Consider the following 15,210-nt stretch of genomic DNA (forward strand, 5'->3'; position numbering starts at 1 on the left):
ATGTAAATCATGGACTAAAATTTTTTAATATTGACCTGTGAAAAAATTAACATCACTTATTAATTTAAAAACTTAAAATTATGGCATTAGATCAAAAGGTAAATGATTTTATGGCAAAAGTAATTGCTAAAAATCCAGGTGAATCTGAATTCCACCAAGCCGTTCACGAAGTAGTTGAATCTTTGATTCCTTACGTTGAAGAAAACCCAAAGTACAAAGCTGCAAAGATTCTTGAGAGACTAACTGAGCCTGAAAGGATTATTTTATTCAGGGTTCCTTGGTTGGATGATAAAGGAGAAATCCAAATCAATAAAGGATACAGAATTGAAATGAATAGCGCCATTGGACCTTACAAAGGGGGATTGCGTTTCCATCCAACAGTAAACCTTGGTGTTTTAAAATTTTTAGCATTTGAGCAAGTTCTTAAAAACAGCCTAACAACACTTCCTATGGGTGGAGGAAAAGGCGGATCTGATTTCGATCCTAAAGGAAAATCAGACAATGAAGTTATGCGCTTTTGCCAAAGTTTTATGACAGAATTACAACGACATATTGGTCCTGACACAGATGTTCCTGCTGGTGACATTGGTGTTGGTGGTCGTGAAATTGGTTTCTTATTCGGACAATACAAAAGACTTCGTAATGAATTCACCGGTGTTTTAACTGGTAAAGGATTAGGTTGGGGTGGATCATTAATCCGTCCTGAGGCAACCGGATATGGTGCTACTTATTTTGCTCAAAATATGCTAGCAACAAGAGGCGACTCTTATAAAGGAAAAATCGTTGCTATTTCTGGTTCCGGAAACGTTGCTCAGTATGCTTGTGAAAAAGTTACCGAATTAGGTGGTAAAGTTGTTACTTTATCTGATTCTGCAGGTTTCATTTATGATAAAAATGGAATTGATGCCAATAAATTAGCTTATCTGATGGAACTGAAAAATGTTAAACGAGGTAGGATTAAAGAATATGCTGATAAATTCGGTTGTGAATATTTCGAAGGAAAACGTCCTTGGTTTGTTAAATGTGATGTAGCGATGCCTTGTGCTACTCAAAATGAAGTTAACGAAGAGGAAGCAAAAACTTTGATCGCAAATGGATGTTTCGTTGTTTCTGAAGGAGCAAACATGCCTTCAACCCCTGATGCAATTGCAGTTTACACAGCAGCAAAAATTCTTTACGGCCCTGGTAAAGCAGCTAATGCTGGTGGTGTTGCCGTTTCTGGTCTTGAAATGTCACAAAACTCACTTCGCCTATCTTGGACACGCGAAGAAGTTGATAGCCGTTTAAAACAAATTATGAAAGATATTCACACTACTTGTGTTACTTATGGAACTCAAGGTGAATACATTGATTACGTAACAGGTGCCAATATTGGTGGTTTTGTAAAAGTTGCAGATGCCATGTTAGCCCAAGGTGTTGTATAACACAATTAACTAACCTAATTAGTCGAACCCTGTCATTAAATGACAGGGTTTTTTTATAATTTTCATTTAAAAGTCTCAGGATTATTGATCTATTTTATGAATACAAAATTTATTCAGAAATTTTATATCTGAACAGCCTCTAAGAGTTTTTTAAGTTCTGCGATTTTGTCGTTGTACCCAAGTTTTGTATATGCTAATATCATATCTTCAAGAAGACGATGGATGATTGTTTTGTTATCACAGGGAACATAATAATTATCGCTTGGCTCCAGTTTCATTTGCCTGACGAACAGATCAATTTCATTTTTAGTAAAAACTTTTCCTTTATTAAATGGGTTCAAATAGAATAAAACATCATCTTTTTCAATTACATCATTTAAAATGGATATTTCATCAACATAAGCCAAAACAAAATGATTAGGCAAATTGACTCCGTAAACAGGAATTTTTAAACTACGACAGACTATTAGATATAGAAGGCCAAGCGATATGGGGTTTCCCAACTTAGTTTCAAGTAAATTATTAAGAAAAAAGTTCTCAGCGGCATAAAAATTCTTCTTGTTATTTCCGAAATGAAACAGATCAAAAAATACATGATTGATCACCTTTATCTTTTCTAACCCTGTAAGATTATTATTTAATTCAAGCCAAACATCTTGAATAATTTTTGCTGTTTGGGTAATAATTTTAGTTGAATCCAAATCAGGATAATTGTATTTTGTAACAATGATATATCCCAATAATAAATCCTCAAATTGAAAATGAGCCCATTTGTTCAATTCCAGATAGGTGTTTTCGAATTGAATTTCATGGATTAAATTCAAACTTCTTTGCTGAATAGTATCATCAAATGAATTCTCCCAGGCATTTTCAAGCGCAGGAATTGCTTCCGATCCATAAAGAAATATTTGCTCCTTTACTTTAGAGTATACTTTCTCATTGGGATCGTCCAATAAACGAACCAATGCCAGAAGTTCCTTACTATCTTTCTTATTACTTGTCATAATTATATCGCATCAAAGATAAGATAGTATCAAGAGAATAAACCCTTATGACAGTTAGCTTCTTAACAGGTCAATGTTGAAATTTATCGGGTCGGATTATTAAGCAGTGATCCTTTCAAGCAATAATTTTATAAGTGTTTCAACAGGTTTGTGATGATTGGAAGAGTACTCTTCGGTAATTCTGTTAGCGATTACGGCACAAATAGTTAAAACATTATGGCCAAGCGATCGCCCCAAACCGTATAAGGCAGAAGTTTCCATTTCGAAATTCAAAATTCTTTCATCTTTGTACCTGAAAGTTTCTAGTTTTTGGATAAAATCTGGGAAGTTCAACTCCATTCTCAAGGTCCGTCCCTGTGGCCCATAAAAACCGGGAGCTGTGACGGTAATTCCCTGATGCATGTCGAAGCCAATTTTTTTTGCCAGACCATCAGTACATTTTACAATATAGGATTGGGCAATTTGTTCAGGCCATTCTATTTGTTCTTCGACGAAGACACACATCTCTTTTTCAATAATACCATCCGGTACTTTATAAAAATTCAGAACCCCATCAAGCCCTAAGCCATATTTCGACATCACAAATGAATCAACTTCAATGTCTTTTTGAACAGCACCTGACGTTCCCAGTCTGATTAGATTCAGGGCTTTATGTTCAGGATTTATAGTTTTATTGCCTAAATCAATATTTGCAAGGGCATCTAACTCATTAATTACAATATCAATATTGTCGGGACCCATTCCGCTTGATAATACGGTAATCTTTTTCTTGCCAATCCGGCCGGTATGTGTATTTATCTCACGATTCTGCCCCTGAAATTCAATTTCATCGAAGTATTTTGATATAGTAGGCACTCTTCCCGGGTCACCAACAATGATAACGGTGTCAGCAAGATTCTCAGGTTTAAGGTTTAAGTGATAAATTGCTCCTTCTGCTGTCACAATTAACTGAGTGTTTTTAAGCTTTTGCATAATTGAATCTTTATTGATTTACAAATTTATGAATATGTTCTTATAAGCACGGTTAATTCTTTACTTTTGCATCATGAAGATTGAAATTATTAATATTGGCGATGAATTGTTAATTGGTCAGGTAATAAACACCAATGCTTCCTGGATGGCCGAACAGTTTAATCTGGCTGGATTTGAAGTGGTTCAAATAACAGCTATTTCTGATACTTATAGCCATATTTTTGAAGCACTTGATTTGGCTAAAAACAGAGCCGACGCTATTGTAATGACTGGTGGCTTAGGCCCTACTAATGATGATATTACTAAAGAAGCCTTGTGTAAATATTTTGATACAAATTTGGTCTTTAATGAGGAGGTTTATGTTCAGGTAGAAGCACTATTTAAGTTACGAGGATTTAGAGTTTCAGAAATTAACCGAAAGCAAGCCGAGCTGCCTGCGAATTGTATTCCCTTAAAGAATATTTATGGAACTGCAGCCGGGATGTGGTTTGAGCAGGATGATCTAATTATTGTTTCAATTTCGGGGGTACCTTTTGAAATGAAAACGTTGGTAAGTGATGAAATTATTCCTCGTTTATTGAAAAAGTTTAATCCCGGAATTATCTTAAACAAAACTGTTTTAACAGTAGGCATTGGAGAATCGGCATTAGCTGAAATTATTCAAAACTGGGAAAAATCATTGCCTCCGCATTTTAAACTGGCATACTTGCCTCAACCCGGAATCGTTCGCTTAAGACTAACTACAAGAGGAACTGATCGATCCAAACTTCAAATTGAATTAGATGAGCAAACTAGGGCATTACAAAAGCTTATTTCTGAACTCATTTTTGGCTATGACGATGACACCATCGAACAAATAGTGGTTGAGTCATTACTGCAGAAACAGAAGACGATTTCAATTGCTGAAAGCTGCACCGGTGGCTATGTTTCGCATTTGATTACAAGTATTTCTGGAAGTTCGGGTTGTTTTATGGGATCGGTTGTAGCCTACGATAACCGAATAAAAGAAAAAATGTTAGGAGTTTCGGCCGAAACCTTAACAAAATATGGAGCTGTAAGTGAAGAAGTCGTAATCGAGATGGCATCAGGCATTCAGTCAAGTTTAAACACTGATTATGCAATTTCGGTTTCAGGAATTGCGGGTCCTGATGGAGGTACTGAAGATAAACCTGTTGGTACAACCTGGATTGCGATTACAACACCGGATAAAAAAGTTATCGCGAAAAAATATCTTTTTGGAGAACATCGTGGGAGAAATATCAGGAAGGCCGCTATCACAGCATTAAACATGATCAGAAAGGAATTATGAAATATCCATTTTAACAAATGTTAATGCAAACTGTGAATGATTATATGGATATTCCATGTGACCAATAAAATTAAAATCACAAACACATGAAAAAATATTTCCTTAGAGTTGTCTAATTGAAAAAAAATCACGTAATTTGCACTCCGATTTAAAAAATGAATCTTAGATAAATTTATTGCTATGTCAAAAATTTGTGAAATAACAGGAAAAAGTGTAATTACAGGAAATAACGTATCACACTCTAATAGCAGAACTAAACGTACTTTTAGTCCTAACTTACAAACTAAAAAGTTTTATATTCCTGAAGAAGATCAGTGGATTACACTCAAGGTTTCGGCACATGCATTGCGTACCATCAATAAAAAGGGAATTTCTGCCTGTTTGAAGGAAGCACGTGAAAAAGGTTTTCTGAACAGATAACCGGCTTCAACTCAATATGTCCTGCTGTTGCATTTTATGTAGCAGCATTTTTTTTGCCTCCAAGTTTAAAACTATTTGAAAGAACCTTGTTCTTTTTGCCAAGAATCTACATCTCCTAATTAAAAAATGATTTCTTAGAAAATAATTAAGCTCAGAAAAAGTTATCTTAGCTAAGAATATTTATTGATAGATGATAAGCCCAAAACATTTGATCTCCTCATTCTTGTTGCTCATAGGCTTCTGTTCTTTTGCTCAGAACGAGGCTCTTGTATTTGGTAAGATTACAGATGAGCATAACCGACCTATCGAACTTGCTACCGTTTCTATCAAAAATGAATTAAAGGGAGCAGTTTCAAATAAAAGTGGTAATTATGAACTTATCATTCCTGCCCAAAAAGAGATCATTTTGGTTTACTCTTTTATTGGATATCAACAAGAAGAAATAAAATTGAATTTAGAAGCTCACTCAAGAAAGCAGTTAAATATTAAACTGAAGGTTTTGCCTACAGATTTACCGGATGTGGTCATTGTTGATGAGCAGATCAGAGAAAGTGGGTTGACGAAAATTGATCCTAAAACTGCTCAGGTAAGTCCTAGTATTTCGGGTAATATTGAGGATTTAATCAAGACGATGCCGGGAGTTTCATCGAATAATGAAATGAGTTCGCAATATTCTGTACGTGGAGGTAATTTTGATGAAAATCTGGTTTATGTTAATGGGATAGAAGTTTATCGTCCCTTTCTTATTCGTTCGGGACAACAGGAAGGCTTGAGTTTTGTGAATTCGGATTTGATTTCTTCAATCTTGTTTTCAGCCGGAGGTTTTGATGCCAAATATGGCGACAAGATGTCCTCAGTTTTAGATATTTCTTACAAACGTCCGAATTCAAATGGAGGTTCTGCTACCCTAAGTTTACTAAGTTCAAATGCACATATTGAGGGTGTTACGAAAGATAATCGACTTTCTTTTTTATTGGGGGTCCGCCATCAATCCAACCGATATATTTTGAAAGGCCTTGATACCAAAGGAGATTACAATCCTTCTTTTACAGATTTGCAAGGTTATGTTGATTATCAGGTAAACGATCAATGGGTCTTGTCCTTTTTGGGAAATATTGCAAGCAATGTTTATAATTTACAACCAAGCGATCGTGATACCCGATTTGGAACCGTAAATGAAGCTTATCGTTTAAAAGTTTTTTTTGAAGGACTGGAAGTAGATCGCTTCGAGACCAAATTTGGTGCTTTGTCAGCAAATTATCACCCGACTCAAAATTTGAATATTCATTTTACAGCATCAACTTTTAGTACAGTTGAAAGTGAAACTTTTGACATTCAAGGGCAATATTGGATTGGTCAGCTTGAAACCAATTTGGCCAGCGATGAGTTTGGAGATGTGATTGAATCACAAGGAATCGGGACGCACTTAAATCATGCGCGAAATTACTTAAAAGCTAGGGTTACAAGTTTTGAACATAGTGGCCAACTCTTTCATAATGATCAGTTTTTACAATGGGGTTTTAAATTTCAGCATGAGCAAATTAACGATCGGTTAAGCGAATGGGAAATGGTTGATTCAGCTTATTTTTCCATCCCAAATCCTCTAAGTATTCCCGGAGATCCAGATCCTGAAAATCCGGATCTCGAGCTTTTTAAATCCACAAAAGCTAAAATAAATTTAACATCAAATCGCGTAAGTGGTTTTATGCAAAATAAGTGGTTGTCAAAGAATGATCCTAGATTTTCATTTAATGCCGGTATCCGTTTTAATTATTGGGATTTCAATGAACAGTTTTTGATCAGCCCAAGAATTTCGATTAACTTTAAACCTGAATGGAACAAGGATGTTTTATTTCGGTTTGCCACAGGTTATTATTATCAACCACCTTTTTACAAGGAAATTCGGGATTTTAATGGGCAAATTAATCATGATATTAAAGCACAAAAATCCATTCATTTTGTAGGCTCAGCTGATTGGAATTTTAAGCTTTGGACCCGCCCATTTAAATTTACGTCTGCTATCTATTATAAATATCTGGATAATTTGATTCCTTATAAGATTGATAATGTGAGGATCAGATATCTAGCTGAAAATAATGCAAAAGGGTATGCAACCGGAATTGATTTAAAAGTAAATGGTGAATTTGTTCGAGGGATTGAATCCTGGGCCAGCTTATCTGTTATGAAAACAGCAGAAGATATCAAGAACGATTTTTATTGGAATTATTATAATGAAAATGGCGTATTAATTACTCCAATGGTAGAAAATCAAACTGCTACCGACAGTTTATTAGTTGAACCAGGGTATATTCCACGGCCTACCGATCAGCGATTTAGCTTTTCTTTATTTTTTCAGGATTATTTGCCACAAAATCCATCTTATAAAGTTCACCTAAGGCTGGTTTTTGGAAGTAGCTTACCCTTTGGTCCACCCAATTCAGAGAAATATAAAGATAATTTGAGAATTCCTCCTTACAAAAGAGTTGACATTGGTTTTTCAAAGCAAATCATTGATGAAAAGACCAATTATTCAGCGAAAAATCCATTACGATATCTCAAATCTCTATGGATTAGCGGGGAGGTTTTTAACTTATTCCAAATCAGTAATACCATCTCCTATCTTTGGATTAAAGATGTGAATAATCGAGAATATGCTATTCCAAACTATTTAACCCCTAGGCAATTGAATATTAAAATTATTGCTCAATTTTAATAGTTAACCAACTTTAGTTAAGGCTCTCATTTACAGAGCGAATATTGCTTCTTCAAAAAATATTTTATCTTTTCATTAAAAAATGTTATTTTTATGTAGTCTAAATAAGAATAAATACATATCTTTGTGCAGCAAAACAACTAATAGGATTTATTGAACATTACAATGAGCACAAAAATTAGCAAGTTAGAGTTTCCTTCATTGAGTTACGGTTTTGAAGCCCTCGAGCCTCATATCGACAAACTGACGATGGAGATTCATTACACAAAACATCATCAGGCTTACTTCGGCAACTTACTTGCTGCAGTTAAAGATACGGTTACGGAAAATTTAGATTTTGAAATCGTATTAAAACATATCAGCAAATATCCTGTTGCCGTTCGCAATAATGGCGGTGGACATTTTAATCACAGTTTATTTTGGTCAATTCTTTCTCCAAATGGAGGAGGTGAAGCAAAAGGTGAACTAAAGAAAGCGATTGTGGATCAATTTGGTTCGTTCGCAAAGTTTAAAGAATTATTTGATAATGCCGCAAAAACAAGGTTCGGTAGTGGTTGGGCATGGTTAGGTGTTGATTCCGATAAAAAATTATTTGTAAGTTCTACTCCCAATCAGGATAATCCATTAATGGATGTAGCTGAACAAAAGGGGACCCCAATTTTAGGATTGGATGTATGGGAACACGCGTACTATCTTAATTATCAAAACAGAAGGCCTGACTATGTTTCAGCATTCTGGAATGTAATCAATTGGGATGAGGTAGAAAAAAGATATTCAAAGCTTTTAGTTGGCTGATCATTTTTTCATAGGTTGTTGGTCCTTTAACCAACGGTTTTTTAATTAGGTTAATTAGGTGGGGGTCCCGGATTTATTCGGGACTCTTTTTTTCGTGAGACTTAATTTTTGGATGTGTAACTTTCAAGAATTATAAGTCGAACAATCCCGATAACGAAGTGTATCGGGATCAATTGCTTCTCCGTCGAAAGATTTTATAATACAAGTATATCGCTGCGTGCTAATTCCAAAATTTTTTCTGATAATTACTCTATTTAGATTAGGTATAAATTGAATTATTTGGGTGTTTTACGGATCGGTTAATTTATTAACATTCCCTATTTTTACGGCACTAACATTAACCTGATTAATAATGCGTATATCACGAATTAGTGTTCAAAAAAGCACGACCGAAGAGGATAAAATTGATCTAAGCGTCTTAGATCCTCTAATTCAAAAGTATAAGAATAAAAAAGGCAATATGATTCCTTTGTTGCAAGGAACGCAGGAAACATTTGGGTACATCCCAAAAGATGCTTTTCAGAAAATTTCTGCTGAAACAGGGTTGAACTTATCTGAAATGTATGGCGTTGCCACATTTTATGCTCAGTTTCGATTAACTCCTGTCGGTAAATATGTGATTAAGGTTTGCCATGGTACAGCCTGTCATGTTCAAAATGCCAAAGCCGTTACAGAGATGATTAAAGAAGCCTTAAAAATTGGAGATGGTGAAACAACCACAGATCGATTGTTTACGCTCGAGTCGGTTGCTTGTCTTGGATGTTGTTCTTTGGCACCCGTCATGATGATTAAAGGCGAAGCATACGGAAAGCTTGACGGCAGTAAGGCAGTAAAGATTATTAAAAATATCAGAATAGAAGAATTACAATCCTAACAGGATGAAATCCATACAAATTTATTAGCATGGGAAATAAGCAAGTTATTGTCGGACTTGGCAGTTGTGGAATTGCAGCTGGTGCCGGTAAAGTTTATGAAAAAATTAAAGCTTTACAAGAAATTGAAGGCCTTGATTTTGAATTAAAGAAAACAAGTTGTGTTGGCATGTGTTATCGTGAACCGCTTGTTGAAGTTATTGATGAATCTGGTTCATACCTTTACGGTGAAATCGATGAAGCCAGGGCCATTGAAATATTGAACAAGCATATTGAGCAAAATGTTCCGGTTCAGGAGTATGTAGTTCATTCTGATTTATTTAAGACAGTTGATAATACTTTTACCGACTCCCAAGTAAAAATTGCCCTCCGAAATTGTGGGTACATGGATCCTGAGAATATTGCCGATTATGAAAATCGGGATGGATACGCTGCAATTAAAAAAATAGCAACAAAAGGCATATCCAGAGAAGAGGTGATAAAAACTGTCCTTGATTCAGGTATTCGCGGCAGAGGAGGAGGAGGATTCCCAACCGGATTGAAATGGAGGTTTGCAAACAACAATAAATCAGCAGATAAATACATCATTTGTAATGCAGATGAAGGAGATCCGGGTGCTTTCATGGATAGGTCGGTTTTAGAAGGCGACCCACATTCCGTTTTGGAAGGAATGATCATTGGAGCTTATGCCATCGAAGCTAATGGCGGTGTCATTTATTGTCGTGCCGAATACCCTTTGGCCATCAAGCGATTAAATATTGCCATCGTTCAGGCACGTGAAAAAGGTTATCTCGGAAAAAATATTTTGGGAATAGAAGGATTCAATCTTGACATTTACATTAAAGAAGGAGCCGGGGCTTTTGTTTGTGGTGAAGAAACAGCACTGATCGCTTCTATCGAAGGGGAACGCGGGATGCCACGAAAAAGGCCTCCATTCCCTGCAGCATCAGGATTGTGGAAAAAACCAACCAACATCAACAATGTTGAAACGTTCGCTAATATCCCTTGGATTATTTTAAATGAGGCTGAAGCATATTCAAAATATGGTACCGAAAAAAGCAAGGGAACTAAAGTATTTGCATTGGCAGGAAAAATTAAACGATCAGGTTTGGTAGAAGTTCCTATGGGAATGAGCATCCGTGATGTTATTTTTAAATTGGGCGGTGGAATTCAAAACGATAAAAAGTTTAAAGCCGTTCAGATGGGTGGTCCTTCAGGTGGATGTATCCCTGAATATCTGGCCGACACCATTGTAGATTATGACTCTGTAAATGCTACTGGGGCTATCATGGGTTCAGGAGGTATGGTTATCATGGATGAAACCACTTGTATGATCGATGTGGCTAAATTCTTCCTTGATTTTACACAAAAGGAAAGCTGTGGAAAATGTACTTTCTGCCGCATCGGGACGAAACGGATGCTCGAAATTTTAACCCGCATCACCGAAGGTAAAGGTGAAATGGAAGACATTGCCCGACTCGAAGAACTTGCCCAACAAATTAAAGACAGTTCTCTTTGCGGGCTGGGACAAACCGCACCAAATCCGGTACTTACTACGATTAAATATTTCAGGGATGAGTACGAAGCACATATCCGTGATAAAAAATGCCCAGCCAAAGTATGTACCGGGTTACTCACTTATGAAGTTGATCCGGACAAATGCACAGGCTGTACCGTTTGTGCTAAAAATTGCCCGACCAGTTGTATTGATGGTGAACGCAAAGAGATTCACTCCATTCGACAGGACGATTGTATCAAATGCGGTACCTGTTATTCAAAATGTAAATTCGATGCCATCAGGCTTTCATAATAATTGAACTAAAGCGCTTAAAAATGAGTGAAAGACTAAACGTAATATTAAACGGCGAAATCGTCCAAGCTAATCCCGGAGAAACTATTTTAGCACTCGCCAGAAGAAATGATATCGAAATTCCAACCCTTTGTAACGACCCACGGTTGGAACCCTTTACTTCATGCTATGTGTGTGTAGTTGAAATTGAAGGAATGCGAGGCTTGCAGCCATCCTGTTCCACCAAAGTTGCTGAAGGTATGAAGATCGAAACCTACAACGATAAGGTAAAGAAAGCACGCAAAACTGCCCTCGACCTGATGCTGAGCAATCATTATGCTGACTGTTTGGGTCCATGTACACAGGCCTGTCCGGCAGGGGTTGACGTTCAGGGTTATATTTCATTGATCGATAAAGGTCAATACAACGAAGCAGTGGCAGTGATTAAAGAAACCAATCCATTGCCTGCTATTTGTGGCCGGGTATGTGTTCGTCCCTGTGAAGTGGCTTGCCGAAGAAATCTTTTGGATGATGGTGCAGCAGTAGGAATTGATTACATGAAACGCTTTGCAGCGGATTATGATCTTCAATCAGAAAATAAATTTAAGCCGGAGATTCAGCCATCGACGGGCAAAAAAGTGGCCGTAATTGGTGCTGGCCCCGGTGGACTTTCAGCCGGATTCTTCCTCCAAAAAGAAGGCCATCAGGCAGATATTTACGAAGCTGCTCCAAAAGCAGGAGGATGGTTGAGGTACGGAATTCCTGAGTATCGCTTGCCTAACGATTTACTTCAGAAAGAAGTTGACAATATCACCGAAATGGGCGTAAATATATTTTACAACCAAAAATTGGGTGATAACCTGAAATATAGTGAACTGCAAAAAAAATACGATGCGGTTATATTAACCATTGGTTCTCAAAAAGGAACATTGATTGGTTGCGAAGGCGATGATGCCGAAAACGTGTTTTCAGGAATTGAGTTCTTGAAAAATATGGAAATGAGTGGTAAGAAAGAAGACTTCAGGGGCAAGAAAGTTGCTGTTGTTGGGGGTGGAAACACTGCCATGGACTGCTGTCGAACTGCCCGCCGATGCGGATCGGAGGAGGTTTATGTGATTTACCGCCGTACCGAAAAAGAAATGCCTGCCAACCCCATCGAAATTCACGAATCGAAATTGGAAGGAGTTCAGTATTTATTCCTGACGAATCCTTCAAAAGTGAATAAAGATGAAAATGGTAAGTTGAAATCGATAACTTGTCTGAAAATGGAACTTGGCGAGCCCGATGCTTCCGGCAGAAGAAGACCGGTTCCAAAAGAAGGTTCAGAATTTGACCTTGAAGTGGATTATATTTTAGCTGCCATCGGACAAAAAACGATTGTTAATTTCTTAGAGGAAGTAAACGAAAATGTGAAGGACGGTGAATTGAAAATTACCCGTTGGGGAGATATCGAAGCCGATCCAAAAACCTTGCAAACAGGAATCAAAAATATGTTCGCAGCAGGTGATGGCGTGACCGGACCTGCAACCTTAATCGAAGCTGTGGCACAAGCTAAAATCGCTTCACGTAGCTGCAATTTATTTTTACAGGGCAAAGAAGTGAAGCCTTTCGGAAAAGCATTCATCAGCAAAAAAGATAATTTCAAACCCCAGGTGAACGAGGAATACATGGGCAAATTCATCCCGCAAAAGCGTGAAGAAATGCCAACCCTTGATCCTTCAAAGCGAATGAATTTCTGTGAAGTTGAATTGGGTTATGATAGCGAAGAGGTTGCAAGGCAAGAAGCACAGCGCTGTCTGGAATGTGGATGTACCGAAGTTTTCACTTGTGATCTGAAAAAATATTCAACGGAATATGGTGTAGATCAGGTAAAATTTGCAGGAGATTTTAAAGAATACGAAGTTGATTTCCGTCATCCATACATCGAAATCGACTCGAACAAATGTATTTTATGCGCCCGATGTATCCGCATCTGTAACGAAGTGGTTGGTGCCATTGCCTTGGGTTTGGTTAACCGAGGTTTTGATACTTATGTAGCACCAAGTATGGGCGATAAATTACAGGAATCAAATTGCGAATCCTGTGGATTGTGTATCTCAACATGTCCAACGGGTGCGATTACTGAAAATGTATTCTTCAAACCGGGTCCTGTAAAACTGGAGGATGCAAAAACCATTTGCAATTACTGTTCGGTTGGCTGCGAAATTAACGTAAAACATCGCAACGAATTTGTGATGAAGGTTGAAGGTAGCGAAGGGATGATAAACACGGATGGCAATATTTGCAGATATGCCAAGTTTGGTTATCAGTATTTGAATGATAAGAGCCGATTGACTCAACCTATGTTAAAAGTCAATGGTAAGTTTGAGCCCATCAGTTTTGAAGAGGCAGCTAAAATCATGGCCGAACGCATTAGCAAGGTAAAAGCCGATGACAATATCTTTTTCGCGGGAGCCAGATTGAGTAATGAAGAGCAATATTTGGTTCAGAAACTGGCACGTGCCGGGGCAAAAACCAATAATGTCTCTAGTTTCCATTATCTGAATGAACAAAAAGGATATCTTGAAAACAGCATGGCCAATGTTCCGTTTGAGCAAATAATGGATGCCAGCAAGATTTACTTGTTGGGTTCTGAAATTAATAAGGACAACGCAGTAGTTGGTTTTATGATCAACAATGCTCAATTTTTAAAGAAAACTCCGGTTGATTTAATTACTGTGCATGCCGATAGCAGCATGAAACGGAAGGCGAACAAAACCATTATCATTAAATCCTATTATCATTTTGTGAAGGCAGTGAACCATTATTTATTGAGCAATGGTTTGGAGAATGGTATGTTTATTAAAGATCGTTGCGAAGGATTTGAAGCGTACAAAGCCACCACATTAAAAGAAAATTATACTTTACTGGTTGAGAAATCAGGTGTTTGTTGTCAGGATACCATTGCTGAATTTGCCAGGGATTATAACAATGAAATGAATGCCGTTCTGGTATTTTCTGAAAAAGAATTGAGTGCCCATGCCTGTACTGAAGTACTAAATTTAGCGATGATCACCGGTAAATTAGGCAAAACTGCCAGTGGACTCATTCCGTTGAAAGAAAAGAACAATGCCCAGGGAATTTTTGATATGGGTGCGATTCCTGCCTACGGAGTGGGAACGCAATGCATCAAAGATGATGCGTTTGTGGCGAAAATGAAATCTGTTTGGGGTGTTACAACCCTTGCTGAAAATCTTCGAAACTGCATGTTAGGTGCCATGAAAGAAGGAGCCTATAAAAATCTCTTTATCTTTGCAGAGGACCCGGTAGGTTGTGCCATTGATAAGGCTGAGGTAAATGCCTGGCTGGAGAAAGCAGAATTTGTGGCCGTACAGGATTATTTCATGACCGAAACCGCCATGGCTGCCGATCTGGTAATTCCTGCAACCCTGCCTCTTGAAATGGATGGCAGTTACTCTAATGCCCAGAAAGTATTTCAGGAATTTGAAGCGCAATTTGCCCCTAAACTCGAAAAACAAAGTTTCGAACAAACTGCTGATTTGTTGGAATTATTGGGCGTGAAAGGCGATAAAGAAGTAATGGATATCCGTGCCGAAGCACTTTCATTATTAGCAACTGAAATTGAGGACGAAGCCTATCAGTTTACCTATACCGAAGTCGACAGCAACTACAACCGATTGTTTAATTATGGTTGTGATGCAGTTCATTTGAGGTTTGAAACGGATTTTGAGAATGCTTTCAGAGATTAATGGAGTTTGGGGTGACACCCTTCAGGGTGTCACCCTGTCTTGTCCTAAAATAGGTTTACACAAAAAGTAAACTTATGACAGGATTTATAATGTATGAAGAAAGTTTTAAATTAAGAGTTGTACGAGAAGTATTATCTGGTGCATTAACTCGAACAGAAGCTAA

10 protein-coding genes are annotated in these 15,210 nt (G+C 37.4%); 8 read left to right on the plus strand and 2 right to left on the minus strand.

All coding sequences use genetic code 11. From position 1 onward, the window contains the following. The first annotated feature begins 80 nt into the window (after positions 1–80). Positions 81–1,424 carry an NADP-specific glutamate dehydrogenase gene (gdhA, locus tag KKG99_01320; protein MBU1011619.1) on the plus strand — a complete coding sequence of 448 codons (1,344 nt, stop codon included), beginning with the start codon at positions 81–83 and terminating at the stop codon, positions 1,422–1,424. A gap of 122 nt (positions 1,425–1,546) precedes the next feature. Here gdhA and KKG99_01325 read toward each other — a convergent pair whose 3' ends face one another. Together KKG99_01325 and KKG99_01330 are read right to left on the minus strand one after the other, a co-directional pair. Then, positions 1,547–2,428, minus strand: a complete 882-nt coding sequence (locus KKG99_01325) for a transglutaminase-like domain-containing protein (protein MBU1011620.1) — start codon at positions 2,426–2,428, stop codon at positions 1,547–1,549. A gap of 99 nt (positions 2,429–2,527) precedes the next feature. Continuing rightward, the gene (locus tag KKG99_01330) at positions 2,528–3,400 is read right to left on the minus strand and encodes a nucleoside phosphorylase (GenBank protein MBU1011621.1); all 873 of its coding nucleotides are present in this window, start codon (positions 3,398–3,400) and stop codon (positions 2,528–2,530) included. Positions 3,401–3,473: 73 nt separating this feature from the next. Between KKG99_01330 and KKG99_01335 the strand changes: the two genes are divergently transcribed. The 7 genes from KKG99_01335 to KKG99_01365 all read left to right on the plus strand — a co-directional run bounded on the left by KKG99_01335 (position 3,474) and on the right by KKG99_01365 (position 15,047). Next, complete coding sequence (locus KKG99_01335) at positions 3,474–4,709, plus strand: competence/damage-inducible protein A (protein ID MBU1011622.1); 1,236 nt, start codon at positions 3,474–3,476, stop codon at positions 4,707–4,709. A 180-nt stretch (positions 4,710–4,889) separates the two neighbouring features. Beyond that, complete coding sequence (gene rpmB / locus KKG99_01340) at positions 4,890–5,129, plus strand: 50S ribosomal protein L28 (GenBank protein ID MBU1011623.1); 240 nt, start codon at positions 4,890–4,892, stop codon at positions 5,127–5,129. Between the two features lie 190 nt (positions 5,130–5,319). Next, complete coding sequence (locus KKG99_01345; protein MBU1011624.1) at positions 5,320–7,842, plus strand: TonB-dependent receptor; 2,523 nt, start codon at positions 5,320–5,322, stop codon at positions 7,840–7,842. A 165-nt stretch (positions 7,843–8,007) separates the two neighbouring features. Beyond that, positions 8,008–8,637 carry a superoxide dismutase gene (locus KKG99_01350; protein MBU1011625.1) on the plus strand — a complete coding sequence of 210 codons (630 nt, stop codon included), beginning with the start codon at positions 8,008–8,010 and terminating at the stop codon, positions 8,635–8,637. Between the two features lie 352 nt (positions 8,638–8,989). Further along, a complete protein-coding gene (gene nuoE / locus KKG99_01355; protein MBU1011626.1) occupies positions 8,990–9,511 on the plus strand; it encodes an NADH-quinone oxidoreductase subunit NuoE in 522 nt (173 codons plus the stop codon). Between the two features lie 29 nt (positions 9,512–9,540). Further along, a complete protein-coding gene (locus KKG99_01360; GenBank protein ID MBU1011627.1) occupies positions 9,541–11,319 on the plus strand; it encodes an NADH-quinone oxidoreductase subunit NuoF in 1,779 nt (592 codons plus the stop codon). Positions 11,320–11,342: 23 nt separating this feature from the next. Next, a complete protein-coding gene (locus KKG99_01365) occupies positions 11,343–15,047 on the plus strand; it encodes an FAD-dependent oxidoreductase (protein MBU1011628.1) in 3,705 nt (1,234 codons plus the stop codon). Positions 15,048–15,210 lie beyond the last annotated feature (163 nt).

The sequence above is a fragment of the Bacteroidota bacterium genome (genome assembly GCA_018816945.1).
In the GTDB taxonomy this organism is placed as follows: domain Bacteria; phylum Bacteroidota; class Bacteroidia; order Bacteroidales.

What these genes read in the sequence shown, in the direction of transcription:
- gdhA (MBU1011619.1), top strand. Translation starts at nt 81, where the DNA reads ATGGCATTAGATCAAAAGGTAAATGATTTTATGGCAAAAGTAATTGCT.
- rpmB (MBU1011623.1), top strand. Translation starts at nt 4,890, where the DNA reads ATGTCAAAAATTTGTGAAATAACAGGAAAAAGTGTAATTACAGGAAAT.
- KKG99_01360 (MBU1011627.1), top strand. Translation starts at nt 9,541, where the DNA reads ATGGGAAATAAGCAAGTTATTGTCGGACTTGGCAGTTGTGGAATTGCA.
- KKG99_01350 (MBU1011625.1), top strand. Translation starts at nt 8,008, where the DNA reads ATGAGCACAAAAATTAGCAAGTTAGAGTTTCCTTCATTGAGTTACGGT.
- KKG99_01330 (MBU1011621.1), bottom strand. Translation starts at nt 3,400, where the DNA reads ATGCAAAAGCTTAAAAACACTCAGTTAATTGTGACAGCAGAAGGAGCA.
- KKG99_01345 (MBU1011624.1), top strand. Translation starts at nt 5,320, where the DNA reads ATGATAAGCCCAAAACATTTGATCTCCTCATTCTTGTTGCTCATAGGC.
- KKG99_01365 (MBU1011628.1), top strand. Translation starts at nt 11,343, where the DNA reads ATGAGTGAAAGACTAAACGTAATATTAAACGGCGAAATCGTCCAAGCT.
- KKG99_01325 (MBU1011620.1), bottom strand. Translation starts at nt 2,428, where the DNA reads ATGACAAGTAATAAGAAAGATAGTAAGGAACTTCTGGCATTGGTTCGT.
- nuoE (MBU1011626.1), top strand. Translation starts at nt 8,990, where the DNA reads ATGCGTATATCACGAATTAGTGTTCAAAAAAGCACGACCGAAGAGGAT.
- KKG99_01335 (MBU1011622.1), top strand. Translation starts at nt 3,474, where the DNA reads ATGAAGATTGAAATTATTAATATTGGCGATGAATTGTTAATTGGTCAG.